This window comes from Pseudomonadales bacterium (assembly GCA_041395945.1).
GTDB lineage: Bacteria > Pseudomonadota > Gammaproteobacteria > Pseudomonadales > Azotimanducaceae > SZUA-309.
Genome location: JAWKZN010000001.1, coordinates 432505 through 452074, shown reverse-complemented (window position 1 = coordinate 452074; position 19570 = coordinate 432505). Strand labels below are relative to the sequence as shown.

General features: G+C 60.8%; 16 protein-coding genes. 4 read left to right on the top strand and 12 right to left on the bottom strand.

The features are described from left to right. Positions 1-21 precede the first annotated feature (21 nt). From R3E82_02120 to R3E82_02110, 3 genes are all read right to left on the bottom strand, one after another. Entirely contained in the window at positions 22-2025 is a 2004-nt protein-coding gene (locus tag R3E82_02120; GenBank protein MEZ5549665.1) for an acetyl-CoA carboxylase biotin carboxylase subunit, read from the bottom strand. Positions 2026-2117: 92 nt separating this feature from the next. Next, a complete protein-coding gene (locus R3E82_02115; GenBank protein MEZ5549664.1) occupies positions 2118-3740 on the bottom strand; it encodes a carboxyl transferase domain-containing protein in 1623 nt (540 codons plus the stop codon). Between the two features lie 260 nt (positions 3741-4000). Beyond that, positions 4001-5671, bottom strand: a complete 1671-nt coding sequence (locus R3E82_02110) for a Na/Pi symporter (GenBank protein ID MEZ5549663.1) — start codon at positions 5669-5671, stop codon at positions 4001-4003. Between the two features lie 135 nt (positions 5672-5806). Here R3E82_02110 and R3E82_02105 point away from each other — a divergent pair, with 135 nt between their 5' ends. Beyond that, a complete protein-coding gene (locus tag R3E82_02105; GenBank protein ID MEZ5549662.1) occupies positions 5807-7333 on the top strand; it encodes an MFS transporter in 1527 nt (508 codons plus the stop codon). 32 nt (positions 7334-7365) lie between these two features. On the opposite strand, the gene R3E82_02100 is transcribed toward R3E82_02105, so the two are convergent. Further along, positions 7366-9705, bottom strand: coding sequence for an ATP-binding protein (locus tag R3E82_02100; GenBank protein ID MEZ5549661.1), 2340 nt, complete (start codon positions 9703-9705; stop codon positions 7366-7368). Between the two features lie 111 nt (positions 9706-9816). Between R3E82_02100 and R3E82_02095 the strand changes: the two genes are divergently transcribed. From R3E82_02095 to R3E82_02085, 3 genes are read left to right on the top strand one after another with little or no spacing between them, the layout of a single operon-like run. After that, positions 9817-11274: a wax ester/triacylglycerol synthase family O-acyltransferase gene (locus tag R3E82_02095; protein MEZ5549660.1), complete on the top strand. Its 1458-nt coding sequence runs from the start codon at positions 9817-9819 to the stop codon at positions 11272-11274. Between the two features lie 30 nt (positions 11275-11304). Next, positions 11305-11892, top strand: coding sequence for a GNAT family N-acetyltransferase (locus tag R3E82_02090; protein ID MEZ5549659.1), 588 nt, complete (start codon positions 11305-11307; stop codon positions 11890-11892). A 25-nt stretch (positions 11893-11917) separates the two neighbouring features. Further along, positions 11918-12676 carry an SDR family oxidoreductase gene (locus R3E82_02085; protein MEZ5549658.1) on the top strand — a complete coding sequence of 253 codons (759 nt, stop codon included), beginning with the start codon at positions 11918-11920 and terminating at the stop codon, positions 12674-12676. Between the two features lie 74 nt (positions 12677-12750). On the opposite strand, the gene R3E82_02080 is transcribed toward R3E82_02085, so the two are convergent. The 8 genes from R3E82_02080 to rpmI form a co-directional block, all read right to left on the bottom strand. Further along, entirely contained in the window at positions 12751-13332 is a 582-nt protein-coding gene (locus R3E82_02080; GenBank protein ID MEZ5549657.1) for a YSC84-related protein, read from the bottom strand. A 68-nt stretch (positions 13333-13400) separates the two neighbouring features. Continuing rightward, positions 13401-14525: a hypothetical protein gene (locus R3E82_02075; protein MEZ5549656.1), complete on the bottom strand. Its 1125-nt coding sequence runs from the start codon at positions 14523-14525 to the stop codon at positions 13401-13403. A gap of 41 nt (positions 14526-14566) precedes the next feature. Further along, a complete protein-coding gene (locus R3E82_02070; GenBank protein MEZ5549655.1) occupies positions 14567-14923 on the bottom strand; it encodes a MerR family transcriptional regulator in 357 nt (118 codons plus the stop codon). Then, complete coding sequence (gene ihfA, locus R3E82_02065; protein MEZ5549654.1) at positions 14901-15206, bottom strand: integration host factor subunit alpha; 306 nt, start codon at positions 15204-15206, stop codon at positions 14901-14903. The genes R3E82_02070 and ihfA overlap by 23 nt, the downstream gene beginning before the upstream one ends. 30 nt (positions 15207-15236) lie before the next feature. Then, complete coding sequence (pheT, locus tag R3E82_02060; protein ID MEZ5549653.1) at positions 15237-17618, bottom strand: phenylalanine--tRNA ligase subunit beta; 2382 nt, start codon at positions 17616-17618, stop codon at positions 15237-15239. A gap of 13 nt (positions 17619-17631) precedes the next feature. After that, on the bottom strand, positions 17632-18645 hold the full coding sequence (pheS, locus tag R3E82_02055) for a phenylalanine--tRNA ligase subunit alpha (GenBank protein MEZ5549652.1): 1014 nt from the start codon (positions 18643-18645) through the stop codon (positions 17632-17634). Between the two features lie 121 nt (positions 18646-18766). Further along, positions 18767-19144 carry a 50S ribosomal protein L20 gene (gene rplT / locus R3E82_02050; protein MEZ5549651.1) on the bottom strand — a complete coding sequence of 126 codons (378 nt, stop codon included), beginning with the start codon at positions 19142-19144 and terminating at the stop codon, positions 18767-18769. A 10-nt stretch (positions 19145-19154) separates the two neighbouring features. Next, complete coding sequence (rpmI, locus tag R3E82_02045) at positions 19155-19355, bottom strand: 50S ribosomal protein L35 (GenBank protein MEZ5549650.1); 201 nt, start codon at positions 19353-19355, stop codon at positions 19155-19157. Between the last annotated feature and the right edge of the window lie 215 nt (positions 19356-19570).

The window sequence follows — 19570 nt, the reverse complement described above, 5'->3', positions numbered from 1 at the left end:
AGGTTCGCGCGACTGATGAAACTAGGCATCCGCCGCATCTGCCTGAATCTCAAGGATGTGATCTCCCGCTGCGATCTGCCTGCCTGCAGCTGCGAGTACAGAAATCACGGTACCGTCTGTTTCTGCGAGGATCTCATGCTGCATCTTCATGGCTTCCAGCACGGCGAGCTTGTCGCCCTTGGCGACCCGGTCTCCTTCACCGGCCAGAACCTCGAGGAGCATGCCATGCATGGGTGCCAGCACAGTACCGCCACCGCCGGCATCCGTATCATTTGCAACGCCACCAGACAGATCGGTCAGTGTCAGGGTGGAAGATTCGCTGACAAGATGCAGTACACGCTCGGCCAGCGCGTGAAAATGAACCTCCACAGCGATCCGGTCGATCAGCAGCTTTCCGGAACCGGCGTCCAGCCGCACAACCTCTACCGAGTGGGCACGGGCTTCATCCATGCTGACATCGTAGCTGCCTTCGCTGCCGGGTCTCACAGTCAGCGTGTGCAACCGATCATCAGCCAGGTACACGCGCACAGACTCAAGATCCGCCGCACTCGACCAGTCGAGCAGCTCGGCGCTGACAGACACCGACCGGGCCAGCGAGCGGCGCTGACTGAGTCGATGCTGGATCACCGCCGCCGCCGCCAGCAGGCGCACACCGGGTGGCCCGACTGTGTAACCACCCGGGCCGTAGGTCTCCTCGATGAAGGCCGTGGTGGCCTCACCAGAGATGAACGCTGCGCGCTCCAGGGCATCGATCAGAAAATCCCGATTGGTGTGAGTGCCTATCAGTACCGTGGAAGCCAGCGCGCGGACCAGCCGACGCCGCGCCTCTTCCCGGTCCCGGCCCCGGGCGATGATCTTGGCCACCATGGCATCGTAGTAGGGAGAGACTTCGGATCCGCTTTCAATACCCGCATCCACCCGAACACCCTCGCCCAGCGGCGGCTGCCAGTGCAGGATCCGGCCGGTGCTGGGCAGAAAATCCTGGGCCGGGTCTTCCGCATAAAAACGCACCTCGATGGCATGCCCCTGCAGCCGGACGTCTTCCTGGGAAAAGCCGAGTGGCCGGCCGTTCGCCACCTGTATCTGCAGTGCCACCAGATCCAGGCCGGTGACGCATTCGGTTACCGGATGCTCGACCTGCAGGCGGGTGTTCATTTCCAGAAAGTAAAAATCGCCGCTGCCGTCCAGCAGAAATTCCACCGTGCCGGCACCCCGGTAGCTGACCGCCCGTGCGGCTTCCACGGCTGCAGCACCCATACGCGCCCGCAGCGCTTCGGTCATCACCGGACAGGGGGCTTCTTCGATCACCTTCTGATGACGACGCTGCACGGAGCAGTCCCGTTCCCCGAGATGCAGCACATTGCCGAGGGTGTCGGCGAATACCTGCACTTCAACATGCCGGGGCCGCAGGATGGCCTTCTCCAGAATGAGATCGCCGTTACCGAAGGCGCTGGCCGCTTCGGCGCGCGCAGCCTTCAGCGCAGATCTCAGTCCCTCGGGCTGCGCAACCAGACGCATGCCGCGCCCGCCGCCACCCGCCGCCGCCTTCACCATCACCGGATAGCCGATCTGCCCGGCACATTCGATGAAGCGCTCCTCGGTTTGCACCTCGCCTTCATAGCCGGGCACACAGGGCACACCGGCCGCGATCATGCGACGTTTGGCCACCGCCTTGTCGCCCATCAGTTCGATGGCCTCCGGGGCAGGGCCGATAAAGATCAGCCCCGCTGTTTCTACCGCACCGGCAAACTCCGCATTCTCCGACAGAAAGCCGTAGCCGGGATGGATGGCCTGGGCACCCGCGGTCTTTGCGGCAGCAATGATGCGATCACCCCGCAGATAGGATTCGGCGACGGGCGCTGGGCCGATACGGACCGCCGTATCGGCAAATCGCGTGTGGGGCGCCTGGGCATCTGCATCCGAGTACACGGCGATCGTACGAATGCCCAGTGATCGCGCCGTACGCATGATACGCAGTGCAATCTCGCCGCGGTTGGCAACCAGAATGGATCCGATATCCGCCATCTATAACTCCCGCTGCACTGCACTGCCTGACGCAGTCACGAACCGTTTCCGGTAAAACGCTGGGCGCATAACTGTCGACTTAAGCCCGACCATCAGAGCCGCGCCACGCCGAAACTGTTGGGCCGCAACTCCCGGTTGCGTCCCTCCAGGCAGGTCTCCAGTGCGAAGCCAAGCACTTTGCGGCTGTCCCGGGGGTCGATCACACCATGATCGAGATTGCGACCCGAGGTGAAAAACGCGCTCTCCTGGCGACTGAAGCGATCCACAATGGTGGCCGTCTGCACATCCAGCGCCGCATGGTCTACTGCCTCACCACGACGCAGCGCACCGACCTCGGCGACCTGACGCATGGTGCGGGCCGCCTGTTCACCGCCCATGACACCGGTGGACGCGTTAGGCCAGGAGAACAGGAAGTCCGGCTCGTAGGAGTAGCCGCACATCCCGTAGTTGCCCGCGCCGTAACTCGCCCCGATGTAGAGTGATATCCGTGGCACCCGCACATTGGTGACGGCCTGAATCATTTTCGCGCCGTGTTTGATCATGCCGGCGTGTTCGTACTCGGTGCCGACCATATAGCCGGTGATGTTGTTGAGAAAGATGATCGGCATGTCCGCGGAATCACAGAGCTGAAAGAACTGGGTTGCCTTGTTTGCTCCCGCCGGGTCGAAGGGGCCGTTGTTGCCGATGATGCCGCACACGAATCCCATGATGCTGGCCTGCACACACACGGTGGCCGCACCGAAGCGCGGCTTGAACTCCTCGAAGTCCGAACCATCCACAAGCCGGGCAAGGACCTCCCGCACATCGTAGGCAACGGTATAGTCCACCGGTACGATACCGGCAATTTCATCCACATCGTAAAGCGGCCGTTCGCAGGGTCGCCGCTCCGGCCGCCGCACCCGGCGATTCCAGTCGAGGCGATCGATCACACCTCTGGCAATGTCGATGCCGTGCGCATCGTCCTCGGCCAGATATTCCACCAGACCGGTGACAGTCGAGTGCATCTCGGTGCCACCCAGCTCCCGCTCATCCGCCACCTCACCGGTCGCTGCGCGAACCAGGGCAGCACCGCCCAGCGCGGCCAGCCCGTTGTGCTTCACGCCCACAACATAGTCCGACATGCCCGGCATATACGCACCACCGGCGGTCGAGGGCCCGTGCAGAACCACCATGGTCGGTATGCCTGCTGCGCTCAGGCGGGCCAGATTACGGAACAGCTTGCCCGCCTCTGCCCAGAGTTCGACTTCGTACTCCATCAGATTGGCCCCGGCACTTTCGACCAGGTGGATCAGCGGCAGGCGATGCCGCAGCGCCAGTTCCTGAGCGCTGAGTGCCGCCATCCAGCCACTGCGCGTGGCGGCACCGGCCCGGATGCCGCTGTCATCGGCCCATACCATGCAGCGCACACCGCTGACAAAACCAATGCCCAGAATCACACTGCCACCGGGAATGCTGGTATCCGGGTCGGGATCTTCGTTCAGATAGTTCGACAACGTATGCAGGCGCAGGAAGGGCATACCCGGATCGAGCAGTCGGGCGACCCGATCATGGGGCGGGATCTGACCGCGGCTTTCGAAGGTTTTACGGCGTCGACCCGATGCGGTAACCGCGCGTTCTTCCAGTACACGGAGCTGATCGATCAGTGCCAGCATATCGGCCCGGTTCTTCTGGAAGCTATCGGAGGAGGCATTAATTCTGGATTTAAAGACGGGCATCTGGGTACTCTCCGACAGAACTGACAGGCGGTGTGATCGAGTGGTTAATGCGGGGGACAGCGCAGACCGTTGAAGGCATTGAGCACCTCCGGTCGATCCAGTTCCACGCTGCCCTCGTCGCGGATTCTGAGCGTCTTCATCCGTATCCTCCACCTCAGATCACAGGTTTGCTGCCTGGCCCCGCGGAAAGCGGGAGAGGCCACCGCATGATCGCACAACCCCCGGTGCCGGCACGAACAGCGGCCGGCTCGAGAGGGTGCTCAGCCAGCGGCCTTTTCTGTATCCCCTTCGTGCCCCTGATCCGCAGCTTCGACCACACCAGCCGGCACAACACCCAGAGCTACGAGACGCTCCGCTGCCTTGGTGAGCTGCTCGGACATCTTCAAAGCGCTGCGCAGCGCTTCCAGCGCGGAATTCAATCTATGCAGCGGGATCAGACGCTGGGTTGCTGCCTCCAGCAGCACGGACTTGAGATTATGCCAGCGGCGCTGCAGTGACTCGAATTCCAGCCTCGACTCAGACGCTGAGAAAGTCGCCTGGGTCAGATCACTGCTGTGCACCTGGGCCAGAATCGCCGCCTGAAAGGTGGCGACCTCCTGAATCACCGGCGGCAGCATGATGGCATCCAGGTCCGGTCGATGCTCTTCGAGTTCGCCCACCAGCCAGACCACATCTTCGAGATAGCCGATCACCCGCAGTATCAGCGGCAGATTCCCCTTCATATCTTCCGGCAGCCGGGTGACCTCGAGCTCCGTCACGAAGGTCTCGATGTTGTTGATCAGATCCTGCACACCCTGCTGCAGGTGTGCGGAAGAAGGATCTCTGCCCCCTTCTGCGCTCACTGCTCCGGCCACCAGTTGCCGTGTCAGTGAGGACGCCCGGATCACCTCCCGGTACAGCGCATCGATCGCCAGAGTCGGGGTCGCCATCACATTGCGATCCAGAAACTGCAGTTTTGCGACCAGTTCCACATCGGTGGTGAAGCGGTTCATCAGGAAATGTGCAAGACGCCCGGTCAGTGGCCACATCAGCAGCACACCGAGCAGATTGAACATCGTGTGAAACAGGGCCAGAGTGATCGCCGGCACGTCGGCAAGTCCCAGTGCAGACCCGGTGTTGCGCACCAGCCACAGCAACAGCGGCAGCAGTGCCAGCGCAACCAGCCCTGTCATCCCATTGAAGATCACATGTGCTGCCGCCACCCGACGGGCATTCGCGGTTGCGCCGATGACCGCCAGCATCGCGGTGGATGTGGTGCCGACATTGGCACCGATGACCATGGCAGCTGCGGCATCGATGCCGATAAGACCACCGGTGGCCGCGGTCAGTGTGATCGCGATGGCCGCGGCGGACGCCTGTGTAACCACGGTCATGAAGAAGCCGAGGCCGACATAGAGGACGATGCCCAAGCCGCCCTGGGGGGCGAAGGAGGCTACATCGACGGTTTCAGAGAAGCCCTCGAAGGCGTCCCTGAGCAGATCGACACCGATGAAGAAAAGACCGAAACCTGCCAGCGCCTCGCCCACGGATGCAACTCTTGATCCCGGCCGCAACAGCCGCAGGATCATTCCTATACCGATCAGCGGCAGGGCCAGAACATCGATACTGAAATCGAATCCGACCGCAGCCACCAGCCAGCCTGCCATGGTCGTACCGATGTTTGCTCCGTAAACAATACCCAGTGACTGGACGAGGGTCAGCAGACCGGCGTTGACGAAACCGATGGTGGCCACTGTCACCGCACTGGAGGACTGCACCAGAGCGGTCACCAGTACACCGGTGGCTACACCCCGCAGGGGAGTGCGGGTGGAAGTTTCGAGTATCCGGTGCAGTGAGTTCCCGGCGGCGAGTCGCAGTCCGTCCGAAATCAGGGACACTGCCAGTAGAAACAGCCCCAGCCCACCGATGAATGTGCCGACTATCGACCACATCTGAAGATCACTCCGAATCCTGTAATCTGCGCTGCAACTTGCCCTTCCACCAGGACTCCGTCATATTGCCCGCCGCGAACCTGCCTGACGGCAATGAACCACAGCGCAGCAGCCCTCGCAAGCATCACCAGCCCAATGAAAGAGAACGAAACCACCGACGTCGATATCGACGAACGACTGCGGGAAAGCCTGCCCTGGATCATGCGCAACGGCATCGGTATCCAGGTGATGGAAACTCTGGCTGTCGGCGCCATTCTCACCGCTTTTGCCGTGAAACTCGGCGCCAGTAATTTCCTGATCGGTCTGCTCGCAGCGATTCCCCACCTCTCCCAGCTGGCACAGGTTCCCGCGATGCTCACCGTCGACCGTGTCGCTTCGAGGCGCAAGGTCTATGTCTGGTCCGGTTTTGTTGCCCGACCCATGTTTCTGGTCATCGCCCTGACCGTGCTGATTCCTTCGAACGATCTGGCGCTGGCAGTCATCGTGGTGGCCTTCGTACTGCGCTATGTCGCCGGGGCCTATCTGTCCTGTTCCTGGAACACCTGGATGCGCGACCTCGTTCCGGACGACATGATGGGAAAGGTGTTCGGTGAGCGGCAGAAGAAGATGCTCGGCATCGGCATTCTGGTCAGCCTCGCCTCGGCTGCATTCATCGACCTGTGGGCAAAATTTGTGCCGCTGCAGGATACTTATGCCTTCGGCATCGTCTACACTCTGGCCTTTTTCGGCGGCCTCTACGCAGTGTATGCGTCCCGCCGCATCGTGGATGTAGAGTCTCCCCCACACGAATTGAGGGCCTCCCTCTACAGCCGTCTTCGGGAACCCTTCCGGCAGAAAAACTTTCGAAGGCTGATAATATTTCTCGCCAGCTGGAACTTCGCGGTAAACCTGGCGGCCCCCTTCTTCACGGTACACATGCTCAAACGCATGGAGCTCAGTCTCACTGTGGTGATCGCGCTTGCCACCCTGAGCCAGCTCGCCGCCTACTTCACGGTGAGTCACTGGGGGAATATCGCCGACCGTTTCAGCAACAAGGCCGTACTGCGGGTCTGTGCCCCTCTGTTCATCCTGTGCATCTTTCTGTGGACGTTCACTACCATGCCGGAGGTGCATGTCCTGACCTATCCGCTGCTGATCGTCATTCATTTCGCTACCGGTCTGGCGAGCGCCGGCGTGAGCCTGTCTTCCGGCAACATCACGCTGAAACTGGCACCGCGAGGCAATGCTACCGCCTTTCTGTCCGCGTCTTCGATCGTGAACGCCATTGCCGCGGGGACGGCGGCCATGGTCGGCGGACTTACCGCCGACTTCTTCGCGACCAACGAGCTGACCATGATCCTGCGCTGGCAGAGCGCCACGGCTGCTGCAGAGTTCAGCGCTCTGGATTTCTCGCACTGGGACTTCTTCTTTCTGTTTGCAACCACGATCGGTATCTATGCGCTGCACAGGTTGAGTCTGGTCCAGGAAGAAGGGGAAGTAGACGAAAAGCTGGTGCTCGATCACCTGAAACAGGGAGCCCGCCGCACGCTGCGCAACCTTTCCACCGTGGCCGGTCTGCGCGCGAGTACGGATTTTCCCCTGGATACTCTGATTGACGATGAAAGGCGATCGAGGCAGGACGAAGACTCCGACCAGTCCGGCCAGGATCCTCCGGAAAAGTAGCACAGCAGTGCTGCAGGATGCCCGCTCCCCGGTCAGCCTCTGAGCAAACCGGCAACCCTGCTGTGGAGTTCGGCCAGTGTAAAGGGCTTGTGCAGCAGAGGAATTTCGCCGATGTCCCGTCCCTGCCTGCGCAAGACTTCGTCTGCGTATCCTGTCATCAACAGGACCTTTAGCCCCGGTTTTCGCTCAATCAGCTCCGCGGCAGCATCCAGCCCGGTGCGCTGTCCCGGCAGGATGATGTCGGAAATCACCAGATCCAAGTCGTCGACGGCCTCGTGACCCACCGCTGCATCCGCCGTGTCGACCACGGTAACCCGATGACCACCCGAGCTGAGTGCATCGATCATCACCATACGCACCGCGGGGTCATCCTCGATGACCATGATGTGGGCTCCGGTGGTCCGCTCGTCATTCGTCGCGCCCACACCAGTTCGGCTCGAAGAGCTCTCCCCGGAGCGCGGCAATCGCAGTTCTACCCGGGTGCCTTCGTTGGACCGGGAGAAAATGCTTACTTCGCCCCCGGACTGCTGCACAAACCCGTATACCACACTCAAGCCGAGCCCCGAGCCTTCGCCCTGCTTCTTTGTCGTGAAAAAGGGTTCGAACACATGGGGCAACGCATCTGCATCGATTCCCACCCCCTCATCACACACCTCGATCACCACGCAGTCTTCACCGGAAGATCTGCCACCCACGACATTGGAAAGCCTGAACTCCAGTGCGCCACCTCTGGGCATGGCGTCCCTGGCATTGATGGCCAGGTTCAGGAGCGCGGACTCAAGCTGATGCGGGTCCACGTGTGCTGCCCAGAGTTTCTCCTCACCGCTGATCCGAATCTCGATCTGTGCGCCCAGCGTGCGCACCATCAGCTCCATCATGCCTTCGATGAGCGCCCGGACATCCACCGCCTCCGGAGCCAGTGCCTGCCGGCGGGAAAACGCCAGCAGTCTTTGTGTGAGAGCGGCGCCACGAATGGCGGCACGCAGTGCAGCACCTGCATGACGCTGAGCCTCCAGGTCACCGCCAACACGTAACTGCAGCAATTCGAGGTTGCCGATCACCGCGGTCAGCAGGTTGTTGAAGTCGTGGGCTATACCCCCGGTGAGCTGCCCCACCGCTTCCATTTTCTGTGCCTGTGCCAGCACCTTGTCCCGATCCCGCAGGGAGATCTCCGCCTCAACGACCTCTGTGACGTCGCTGCCTGCGCCGAGATATCCCTGAAAGACACCTGTATCGTCGAAATTCGGTGTTCCGCTGACTTCCAGATACCGAGTCCTGCCGGCTGCATCCTGAATGGAGAACTGATATTTTCGGAATGGCGCATGTGCGCGCAGCCGCGCATGCAGCTCTTCCTCGCGCTCCGGATCAGCACCTACATCGAGTGAGAACCCGGATACGCCAATGAAAGACGCGACCGGATATCCCGAGATGGCTTCGAGACGATCGGAAACGAAATCGAATCTCAAATCCTTATCAAGGCTGAAGAAGTAGTCTGTGGCCGTGGCCGCGAAAAGTCGATTGCGGTGAGCCTGCACGCGCTCCTCCCGGGCCAGCCGCTCGTTTTCTTCGAACAGCTCGCGCAGACGTCCAATGGCGCGGCCGATCACATCCAGGGAGCGTGGCTGCAGCTCCGCCAGCGTCGGGCCGTGCGCGCCTGCTGCCGCAGGGTTGAGAAAATGGCTCAGAGGCGCAATGGCCTGCTGCTGTCCCCGATAGGCGAGCAGGCTGACCACCGCTGCGAAGATGAGCAGCACCACTGAGACGAAGGCCATCGCCAGGTGTATGGATCCCAGGATGGCAAACTCGTAAAGCACGAATGAGGTGGTGGAGAGAAAGGTAATCCCCACCCCGACGAGAAAACTGTGCAGCCACACCGGAACACCCGCATACCCCGAGAGCTGGGCACCGATCTCCCTCCCCAGCAGATTCTGGGTGTACAGAAACAGCGGCACCGACATGTAGACAAACAGTATCGGCGGCAACAGACTCAGGATGATCCAGACTTCCGGGGGGGTCTGCGCCGAAAACATACCGACATCCCAGGTGAGACTGACAGGGCCAGCGAAGGCATAGAACGCGATCGACAGAGCCCCGTCGATCCATAATCGACGCAGGCGCCTCGCCTGCTCCCCGACCGGCAGCGACTCCTTCAGGGAACGGAGCAGCTGACGTAACCGCAGGAGCATCCAGACCAGGATGCACCCGGCCGACACTCCGAAACCCAGCAGGGTCCGAATACCGTAGTGGCGCGCGTCGGCAAGGACCGCGGGTAATTCGACCCATTCAATCGCAAGCAGCACGACCGCCAGAGGCAGGAGAACAGCCAGAATCGCGACAGTCGCGAAACGCAGGTAGATCGAAAGCTCCGACATGAATGAACCGGGGTAGAATCCGGCGTCAGTTTACCCGAAACCGCGCTCCGGCATGGACCCGCTGCCGGCAAAACCGCATAGTATGTGTCCAAACAGCAAGGGAGGGTGCCTATGGCCATCCGACTCACTGCCACCGATGCGTCGTTTCTCTATCTCGAGTCTGCGAGTGGGCCAATGCACATTTCTTCCGTATATGTGCTGGAAGGTGAGCTCCCCTTCGAATCGGTCTATCAGCACTTCGCCAACCGGATCCCCCTGGTCCCTGCCTATCGCCGTCGCCTGGCCCAGGTGCCGTTCAACATCGCTCACCCGACCTGGGTGGACGATCCGGACTTCGATCTGAGCCAGCATGTGCTGCCCTTTCAGTTACCCGGAGGATCGAGTCTGGAAGATGGGATCGATGCGGCCGCTGAACTGAACGAACCGATGCTGCCACGCGACCGGCCGCTGTGGCGCGTCTATGTGATCAGCGGCGTTCCCGATCGAACCCTGATTCTCCAGATGACCCACCACGCGATGATCGATGGTGTTTCCGGTATCGAACTCACCACCATCCTCTACGACTTCGATGCTCGCGGTGACAATCGGGCGATTCCAGAAGACGACTGGCACCCGGAACCCGTTCCGGCTCCGGCTGCAAGGTTCACCGAAGCTCTCCGCGACAATTTTCAGCAGATGCGTGACCGACCCGTTACAGACCTCATCCGTGAAGGAGCGGCGAACCGCTCTCTGCTGGGGCGGGCGTTCAATGTGATCTCTCAGTTCGTCTCACGACCGGCGATCACTGCACCATTCAACGCCGGTGTGGTGGGACCGAAACGCCGTCTTCGCTACATGAAAAAATCTTTCTCAGAGATCCGCGAAATACGCAGGGCTCTCGGAGGAACCATCAACGATGTGGTGCTCGCCGTGGTGTCGGGTGCGGTCGCCCGCTATCTCGAAGAACACAATGAGACAACCCAGGATAAATATATCCGGATCATGTGCCCTGTAAGTGTCCGCACGGAAAACGAATCCGGCGCGCTCGGGAATCGGGTCTCGGCCATATTTCCGATGCTGCCGGCATGGCGCATGGATCTTCTGCAGCGTCTCAACGCCGTGTGCGCTGAGATGGATCGCATAAAGAAAGATGAAGAAGCCCAGGCTCTGGCGCTGCTCACAGAAAGTGGCAATGCTGTCTGGCCGATGGCCATGGCGCCCACTCAGCTGATCGGGACAGCTTTCGATCCAACCCGGCTGGCTGCACAGAACCCACCCCCCATACTGCCGAACTTCGGCTGGCGGCCGCCGAATATCGGTCTAAACCTGGTGTGCACCAACGTTCCGGGTGTGCAGGTACCGCAATACATGGCGGGCCATAAGGTACTGGACACCGTCGGCCTGCTGGTGCTTTCCGGTAACATCGGATTCAGCGTGACCATCCTCAGCTACAATAAGGAACTGTTCTTCAACTTCATCTGTGAGCCGCGACTCATGCCGGATCTCGAGGTCATGGTAGATGCTGCACAGGCATGCTTCGATGAACTTCTGACCGCAGCCCGGACACGCACGGAACAACTGCGCGCCTGACAAACAGACAAACCTATCTGGAGCATTTCTATGTCGACCGAATTCACAAACTATCCCCGCACCGTCAGGCTGCCGGAAGGCGCCGAAGTCGAAATCCGGCTGATGGCGCCGGCCGACCGCGACGCTGTGCTGTCGTTCGCCCGGAAACTGCCGGAAGAGGATCTGCTGTTTCTGAGGGTCGATCTCACCGAAGAAAAAGTGGTGGACGACTGGGTGCGAAATCTGGAAACGGGTCATTCGACGTCTCTGGTCGCCTACGACGCGAACGGCCTGATCGGCTATGCAACCGTGCATCGGAACCAGGCACCCTGGACCCGGCGGGTGGGTGAAATCCGGGTCAATGTCGGCCCCGCTTATCGCGGGAAAGGTCTGGGCAGAGTCCTGACCTCCCAGATATTCGACATCGCCCGGGAACTGGGGCTCAACAAACTGGTGGCCAACATGCCATCCGACCAGCATGCCGCACAGGCAGCTTTCCGCCAGCTGGGATTCATGCCGGAGGCCCTGCTCGCCGACTATATCGAGGATCGCAACGGTACGGTTCGGGACCTTGTCATCATGTCGTACAACATCGACGGCCACAGTAATCGAATTGCCGAGCCGCTGCGGGTGCGCTGAACGCCGGATTGAATCAGAGGACGTCATGCGTGATCTGAAAGGAAAGACCGCCTGGGTGACAGGTGCCGGGACGGGTATCGGAGAAGCCGGGGCCATCGAACTCGCGCGTGCGGGAATGAACGTCGTGCTGTCAGGCCGGCGTGTTGAAGTCCTCAACGCTGTCGCCGAGCGCATCGGTCCTCTGGCAAGTGTTGAAGCGCTGGATGTCGCGGACCGGGAAGCCGTACTGGCCGCAGCCAGTCGCATCCTCGAGCGATTCGGCCAGATCGATGTGCTGGTCAACAGCGCGGGACTCAATGTGAAGCAGCGGAACTGGCAAAACATCACCCTGGATGACTGGGATAAAGTGATCCGGGTCGATCTGGATGGCGCCTTCTACTGCTCCAAGGCAGTGCTCCCGAAGATGATTGAACGCAAAGACGGACTCATCATCAACGTCTCATCCTGGGCGGGCCGTTTCGTGAGCATCGTCACCGGTCCCGCCTACACCGCGGCCAAGCATGCCATGAATGCCATGACCGAGAGTCTCAATATGGAAGCCGGTGTCCACGGTGTACGTGCCTGCGCGCTCTGCCCCGGTGAAGTGGCCACACCCATCCTCGACAACCGGCCGATTCCGGTTTCCGCTGAGGATAAGGCGCAGATGGTGCAGTCCGAAGACTGCGGCGGGATCATTCACTTCCTCGCCGCGCTGCCCTCACATGTCTGTATCAATGAACTCACTGTGAGTCCGACCTGGAACAGAGGGTATGTCGCACAGGCAAAGGGTGCAGGAATCATCTAGCCTGTACTTTTCCCGGTTGCAACGGAGCGATTCCGCCCGCGCATCGATCTTTCGGCACCCGACCTGAGTTTTGCCTAGCCGCCGACCGCAGTATAGGAAAACTTCTGACCACCCAGGCTGGCTTCATACATCAGCCCACCTTTCGCGACAGTGAACACCGCCAGCCCCTTCGTGTACTCCCCTGCAGTCGTCGCATCATTCCTGCCACCGCTCGCACCCGCGGTAGCGCCGCCGGCGGTGGAGGCGCTTGCTGAAGCACCTGCGGTGATCGCCACCGCCGTCGCCTGCGCCCCGAACTCAAAATTACCGGATGTGAATTCCCGCAGCGCCCGCTCGTCTTCAAAGAAGATGACCATGCTGTAGGCCTGACCACCGAGCTGAAAACCGACAGTCACCTGGGTCATGGAGGTGTCACCGATATGCCGGCCACCCTGATATACCCGCCCCTTGCCATGTGCGCCACCGATACCGATCCCGCCTTTCCCGATCGTCGGAAACAGTGCATAAGCGTAGCTGTTGGCAAAAAACCGTCCACTGGCACCGGCTTCTTCGAACACGGCACGAGTTTCCTCATATTTATTCTCCGCCTCGGCCACAGACGCGGTGCCGGCTGCCAGCAGGGCGGCAAAACAGAAGGCCAGACGTTGCGTTTTCATTTCTTTCTCCGGTTGATCGTCAGGTCAGTCTACACGAGCCCCAGAGTCGTTCGAACTTGCATTGACACTTAATCAGAGGTTCCCTCGAGCGCGGAGGCTGCCCTGGTGAGCAGTGCGCGGATCTGAGCCAGCATCCGGCCCTCAATCACCGCATCGTGGCCTGCTACAGACGGCGTGTGCAGGTGTCCCACCGGAACATGGGCGCCCATGCGCTCCAGCAGCAGTACGCTCCGGTACGAAATTTCATTCGAAAGGTAGCCACCCCCTGACCCCTGCACAGCAGTATCGAAGCTGAGCTCCGTAAGGGTCGCGGGTTCGAGTTCACCGCGTTCAAGTGAAATCACCCGGCGATTGTCACGCACCGGCCAGGGGCTCTGTATCACCTGCATAGCTGCAGCGGGTAAAGAAAATTCCACAAACTCCGGCCCTTCAAGTGGCGCGCCGGCCAGATTCGGAATCAGCGGCGTCCGGGCATTCGCGCCGGTCACAACATTGCGATTGTCCGGTGCAGTGGCGGAACGACGCCTGCCGGGAAAACGTTCGAGGTCAAATGCGTCCCGGCCCATGCTGATCGTGACGACCAGATCGATCGAATGGGAGGCAAGTGCATCGGCGAGGACGCTTTCGACAATGCCCTCATCGAAATCCTCGTAGCGAACAGGGAATATCACGGCCTCGATCCACACCCAGCCTTTCTCCACCGGCAGCCTCATGCCATCAAGCGCCAGAGCGGCAAGACCGGAAGGATTGCTCTGTCCGATGTCCCGATCGAGGAGAAAGGGGTCAAAGCCGCTGATGAGCACACGCCGGGTATCGGCAGCCTCCGGAAACCGCAGATCGTCAAAGCCGCGCGATGCATACTCGAAGCTCCGCACCCGGGTCCGCGAGGGGTCCGAGGCCGGATGATCCGGGCGGCCCGCAAGTCGGCCCGCAAGGCGGGACCAGTAGAGCGGGCGGTCGTCAAGGTTACCTTCCTGCACATCGCTCACAGCCCGGCGCCACAGCATCCGCCCTGCCTCTGCCGGAGCGGCTTCCTCCCCGGGTGACAGCTCTGTTACGGGGTAGCGGCCAGCCACTCCGGCAAGCCGCTTCTTCGCAACGGCCAGTCGCTGTTCTTCCACGTCTGCATCCGGCAGTGCGGCAGCGGAATCCGTTGCGGATTCAGCAGCAAATACCGGGCAGGCAAGAAACATGGCAATGACCAATCCGACGCCAGAGCGGCACCGGCGCAGTCTCAGGATTTGAGTACCCGCAATACGTCTTCGAGTTCCACAATCATCTGCTTCACGAGCAGGCGGAACTGGGTCTGATCCTGCTTGGCATCATCCCCCGTCAGACGCTGCCGGGCACCTCCGATGGTGAAGCCCTGATCGTAGAGCAGCGAGCGGATCTGGCGGATGATGATGACGTCCTGGCGCTGGTAGTAGCGGCGGTTGCCGCGGCGCTTGACCGGCTTGAGCTGGGGAAACTCCTGCTCCCAGTAGCGTAATACGTGAGGCTTGACCTCACAGAGCTGGCTGACCTCGCCTATTGTGAAATAACGCTTGCCCGGGATCGGGGGCAGTTCGTCATTCTGACTCGGGTCCAGCATATGCCTCTACTCTTGCTTTGAGCTTCTGACCTGGGCGGAACGTGACCACCCTGCGTGCGGAAATCGGGATTTCCTCGCCCGTCTTCGGATTCCGGCCAGGCCGCTCGCCTTTCTCACGAAGATCGAAGTTGCCGAATCCCGACAGCTTCACCTGTTCGTTACGCTCCAGGGATCCGCGGACTTCGTCGAAAAACGACTCCACGATTTCCTTGGCTTCCCGTTTGTTCAGCCCCAACTCTTCGAAGAGCCGGTCGGCCATCTGCGCCTTGGTTAAAGCACCCAACCTGTGCTCTCCTCTGCCTGGGCCCGCTGTCTAACGCAACCGGGCTCCGAGTTGACGGGTCAGAGCCTCGATGGTGGTGTCCATCAGAGCTCCGATTTCCGCGTCGGTAAGCGTGGCTGATGGCTTCTGCAAGGTCAAGCCCACCCCCACACTTTTTTCAGTAGAATCAATACCTTTGCCTTGATACAGGTCAAATAGTCTAAGGTCTACGAGTATTTCTCCAAGACTTTGTTCGATAACCCGGAGGATCTCAGCGCCCGGGGTCTCCCGGCTCACGACCAATGCCAGATCGCGACGCACACTGGGGAATCTAGACAGGCCTTGGTGGGCACGCGCTCCGCGCCGCAGCAGTGCATCCGCCTCGAACTCCAGCACGAATATCTCCCCGCCCGTATCCAGCGTCTTTTCGACTTCGGGATGGAGACGGCCTATGCGGCCGACCGACTCACCCTCGATCCGCACCACCGCAGCCTGGCCGGGATGGAGCACCGGATCCTGCAGAGGTTCGTAGCTCACCCCGCGCAACCCGGCCCAGGAAAGCAGATGTTCCACATCACCTTTGAGATCGTAGAAGTCCACCGGGTCCCGCGGGTTCGTCCAGTTTTCCGCCTCCCGCCGCCCCCAGATGAGTGCGCCGATTCGCAGCGGCTGCTCGAGACCGGTACCGGGCAGAAAGCACTGTCCGATCTCGAACAGCCGCACCCGGTCCGCCTGTCGCGCCACGTTCGCGCACAGTGCAGCGATGAGCCCCGGCAGCAGGGTGGTACGCATGACCGACTGGTCTGCCGACATGGGATTCGCGAGTTTGAGCGGCTCATCCCCGGGAGCCAGCAGATCCTGCAAGCGGGGATCCACGAAGCTGTAGGTGATGGCTTCCTGATAGCCGAGTGCTGCGAACTGCTCCTTCAGTCTGGCGATTTCCGAGCGATCCCGGGGTACCCGGCGCAGCTCCAGCGCGGTCCGGGGACGGCGGCTGGGGATCCGGTTGTAGCCGTAGATCCGGCACACTTCCTCCACCAGGTCCACTTCCCGGCCGATGTCGAATCTGTGGCTCGGTGAACGGATGGTCCAGGTCACTCCGGTGGCGTCTGTGCTGCGCGCCTTGAGTTCGAAACCGAGCCGGGAAAGTGCGGCATCCACCTCGCCGGCTGCAACCTGAACACCCAGCAGTTCATGCAGGCGACTTTCACGCAGACTTACATCGACTGAAGGCGGCAGTTGCTCCGGATAAACGGCCTCTGTCACCGGACCCGCCGCGCCGCCAACAGTTTCCAGCAGCAGCCCGGTTGCCCGCTCCATCGCCTGATGCTGAAGGTCGTGGTCCACTCCCCGTTCGTACCGGTGGGAGGCATCGGTATGCAGGCCATAGCGCCGCGCTGTGCCCGAAACCGCCAGGGGGTGAAAGAAGGCGCACTCCAGGAACACGTCTGCCGTATCTTCCTGCACGCCACTGCGATCTCCCCCCATGACCCCGGCAATCGCCACCGGTCCTGCAGCGTCGGTGATCAGCAGGGTCTCCCCATCCAGGGTGACCTCCCGGCCATCGAGCAGTGTCAGACGTTCCCCGGGCCGCGCTCTGCGGACATTGATATCACCGCGCAACTGGTTGAGATCGAAGGCGTGCATGGGCTGACCCAGCTCCAGCATCACGTAGTTGGTCACATCCACAACAGGATCGATGCTGCGCAGCCCGGCACGGCGCAGTCTTTCGACCAGCCACAGAGGACTCGGTCGACGGAGATCGATACCGCGGATGATGCGACCGAGATAGCGGGGACATCCCTGCGCATCTGCACAGGATACCGAACGCATCTCTTCATGAGTCGGCTGGATCGCGCCGATGGCGGGTGGATGCACAGGCACATTGAACAGCACACCCACTTCCCGGGCGAGTCCACAGATACTCAGGCAGTCGCCGCGATTGGGGGTGAGATTGAGTTCGATCATCCGATCGTCCAGCTCCAGCACCACCCGGAGATCGGCGCCGGCTTCGAAATGGCCTGGAAGATCGAGAATGCCGTCGTGATCGTCTCCGAGCCCCAGCTCAGCCGCACTGCAGAGCATGCCGTGAGACTCCACATCGCGCAGTTTCGCCTTACGGATCCTGAATCCTTCCGGCAGCACCGCACCGATCTTCGCGAAGGCGACGGTCATTCCGGCACGAACGTTCGGCGCCCCGCAGACTACCTGATAGCTGCCGGTGCCATCGTTCACTTCACACACGGACAGCTTGTCCGCATTCGGATGGGGGGAGATGCCAGCCACTGTGGCGACGACCACACCCGAGAAGTCCGGGGCCACAGGCGTCACAGACTCCACTTCCAGACCTGCCATGGTAAGCGCTTCCAGGAGCCGATCCGGATCGACGTCCGGGTTCACCCACTGCTGCAGCCAGGCTTCGTTGTATTGCATCGTCAGCGTCCGCCTAGTTGAACTGGCGCAGAAAGCGCAGATCGTTTTCGAAGAACAGGCGCAGATCGTCTACTTCATAAAGGAGCATCGCGAGTCGGTCCACCCCGAATCCGAATGCGAAACCCGAGTAGGTCTCGCTGTCGATTCCAGACTTTTCGAGCACCTCCGGGTGCACGAGACCACACCCCATGACCTCCAGCCATCCGGTCTGACTGCAGACCCGACAGCCTTGTCCGAGGCAATGCACACATTGCACATCCACCTCCGCGGAGGGCTCGGTGAAGGGGAAGTAGGAAGGTCGGAATCGCACATCCAGCTCTTTTTCGAAGAAGCGGGTGAGGAACTCGATCACGGTGCCTTTGAGGTCGGCGAAACTGATACCCCGGTCAATGACCAGCCCTTCCACCTGGTGGAACATCGGTGAGTGGGTCAGATCGGAATCGCGCCGGTATACGCGCCCGGGGCAGATCACCCGTATGGGCGGCTTGCGGGATTCCATCGTGTGCACCTGGGTCGGCGAGGTATGAGTGCGCAACAGCGTGCCATCAGCGAAATAGAAGGTGTCATGCATCGCCCGGGCCGGGTGATGGGCGGGAATATTGAGGGCCTCGAAGTTGTAATAGTCGTTTTCTACTTCCGGCCCGGCGACCACACCGTATCCGGCACCGACGAAAATGTCTTCGATCCGCAGCATAGCCTGACTGACCGGGTGCAGACCGCCGGCTTCCCGCTGCCTGCCGGGCAGGGTGACATCCACAGTTTCCCCGGCGAGTGAGGCGGCCAGCTGTTCCGAGGAGAACACATTTTTTCGCACGCTGATGGCGCGCTGCAGCTGTTCTTTCGCCGCGTTGATGGCAGCACCCGCTTTCGGCCGCTCTTCAACATCCAGGCTCCCGAGGGATTTGAGCAGTGCGGTGAGCGCGCCTTTCTTACCCAGGTACCGCACACGCACTTCATCAAGTGCGCGCTCGTCGCTGGCAGCGGCAACCGCCCGCTCAGCCTCACTGAGAATGCTCTGTATATCCATAGCGCTTTTCGCAATCAGCTGTCGCTAAAACGAAAAAGGAAGGACTGACCCTTCCTTTTCCGCACTCGTCTTCCTCACTCCCGGACCACTTCCCCAGCACGGAAAGAAGCGCAGCAGGGGTTCAGGCAGCCTGGGATACGTCGGCTTCCAGCGCGGCCTTGGCCTGCTCCGCCAGCACCGCAAAGGCGGCTTTTTCGTGAACGGCCAGATCGGCCAGCACTTTGCGATCCACTTCGATCGATGCCTTGTTCAGGCCGGCTATGAAGCGGCTGTACGACAGACCGTGTTCGCGAGCTGCCGCGTTGATGCGGATGATCCACAGCTGCCGGAACTGGCGCTTGCGCTGACGACGGTCGCGATAAGCATACTGGCCGGCCTTGATGACCGCCTGCTTGGCAACTTTGAATGTGCGGCTGCGGGCACCGTAATAACCCTTGGCCTGCTTGAGAACCTTTTTTCTGCGCGCCCTTGAGACAACGCTCCGCTTTACTCTGGACATTGCGTTTCTCCTATCGGGACTTGGTCGGCAGCATGCGACGAATCATGCGGGTATCAGACGGAGAGTTGGCTTCGAGCCCTCTCAGCTGACGTTTACGCTTCGGCGCTTTCTTCGTGAGAATGTGGTTGCGGTTCGCTTTGCGGTGCTTGAACCCTTTCGCTGTACGGCGAAAACGCTTAGCAGCGCCGCGATCAGTCTTCATCTTCGGCATTTGTCGCTCCAGAACTTTCGATCACCACGGTCCATCCGCTCTTTCAAGGGAGGCACCTGTGGTCCATTACTGTGTTTGCGTCCGGTGTTACCGGCTTCTCGTTGTTCTCATCTCGCAGGCTGTCCGCAAAGCGACCAGGCCACTTGCCTGTGGAATCCTGCTGGCTGTCTTCGCAGCCTTGAACAGTCGACCCGTGAGGGCCTTCTGTTATCTCT

Bases quoted from the DNA above. Each gene is read 5' to 3' on its own strand.
- R3E82_02120 (MEZ5549665.1), bottom strand. From the start codon at position 2,025: ATGGCGGATATCGGATCCATTCTGGTTGCCAACCGCGGCGAGATTGCA.
- R3E82_02115 (MEZ5549664.1), bottom strand. From the start codon at position 3,740: ATGCCCGTCTTTAAATCCAGAATTAATGCCTCCTCCGATAGCTTCCAG.
- R3E82_02110 (MEZ5549663.1), bottom strand. From the start codon at position 5,671: ATGTGGTCGATAGTCGGCACATTCATCGGTGGGCTGGGGCTGTTTCTA.
- R3E82_02105 (MEZ5549662.1), top strand. From the start codon at position 5,807: ATGAAAGAGAACGAAACCACCGACGTCGATATCGACGAACGACTGCGG.
- R3E82_02100 (MEZ5549661.1), bottom strand. From the start codon at position 9,705: ATGTCGGAGCTTTCGATCTACCTGCGTTTCGCGACTGTCGCGATTCTG.
- R3E82_02095 (MEZ5549660.1), top strand. From the start codon at position 9,817: ATGGCCATCCGACTCACTGCCACCGATGCGTCGTTTCTCTATCTCGAG.
- R3E82_02090 (MEZ5549659.1), top strand. From the start codon at position 11,305: ATGTCGACCGAATTCACAAACTATCCCCGCACCGTCAGGCTGCCGGAA.
- R3E82_02085 (MEZ5549658.1), top strand. From the start codon at position 11,918: ATGCGTGATCTGAAAGGAAAGACCGCCTGGGTGACAGGTGCCGGGACG.
- R3E82_02080 (MEZ5549657.1), bottom strand. From the start codon at position 13,332: ATGAAAACGCAACGTCTGGCCTTCTGTTTTGCCGCCCTGCTGGCAGCC.
- R3E82_02075 (MEZ5549656.1), bottom strand. From the start codon at position 14,525: ATGTTTCTTGCCTGCCCGGTATTTGCTGCTGAATCCGCAACGGATTCC.
- R3E82_02070 (MEZ5549655.1), bottom strand. From the start codon at position 14,923: ATGCTGGACCCGAGTCAGAATGACGAACTGCCCCCGATCCCGGGCAAG.
- pheT (MEZ5549653.1), bottom strand. From the start codon at position 17,618: ATGCAATACAACGAAGCCTGGCTGCAGCAGTGGGTGAACCCGGACGTC.
- pheS (MEZ5549652.1), bottom strand. From the start codon at position 18,645: ATGGATATACAGAGCATTCTCAGTGAGGCTGAGCGGGCGGTTGCCGCT.
- rplT (MEZ5549651.1), bottom strand. From the start codon at position 19,144: ATGTCCAGAGTAAAGCGGAGCGTTGTCTCAAGGGCGCGCAGAAAAAAG.
- rpmI (MEZ5549650.1), bottom strand. From the start codon at position 19,355: ATGCCGAAGATGAAGACTGATCGCGGCGCTGCTAAGCGTTTTCGCCGT.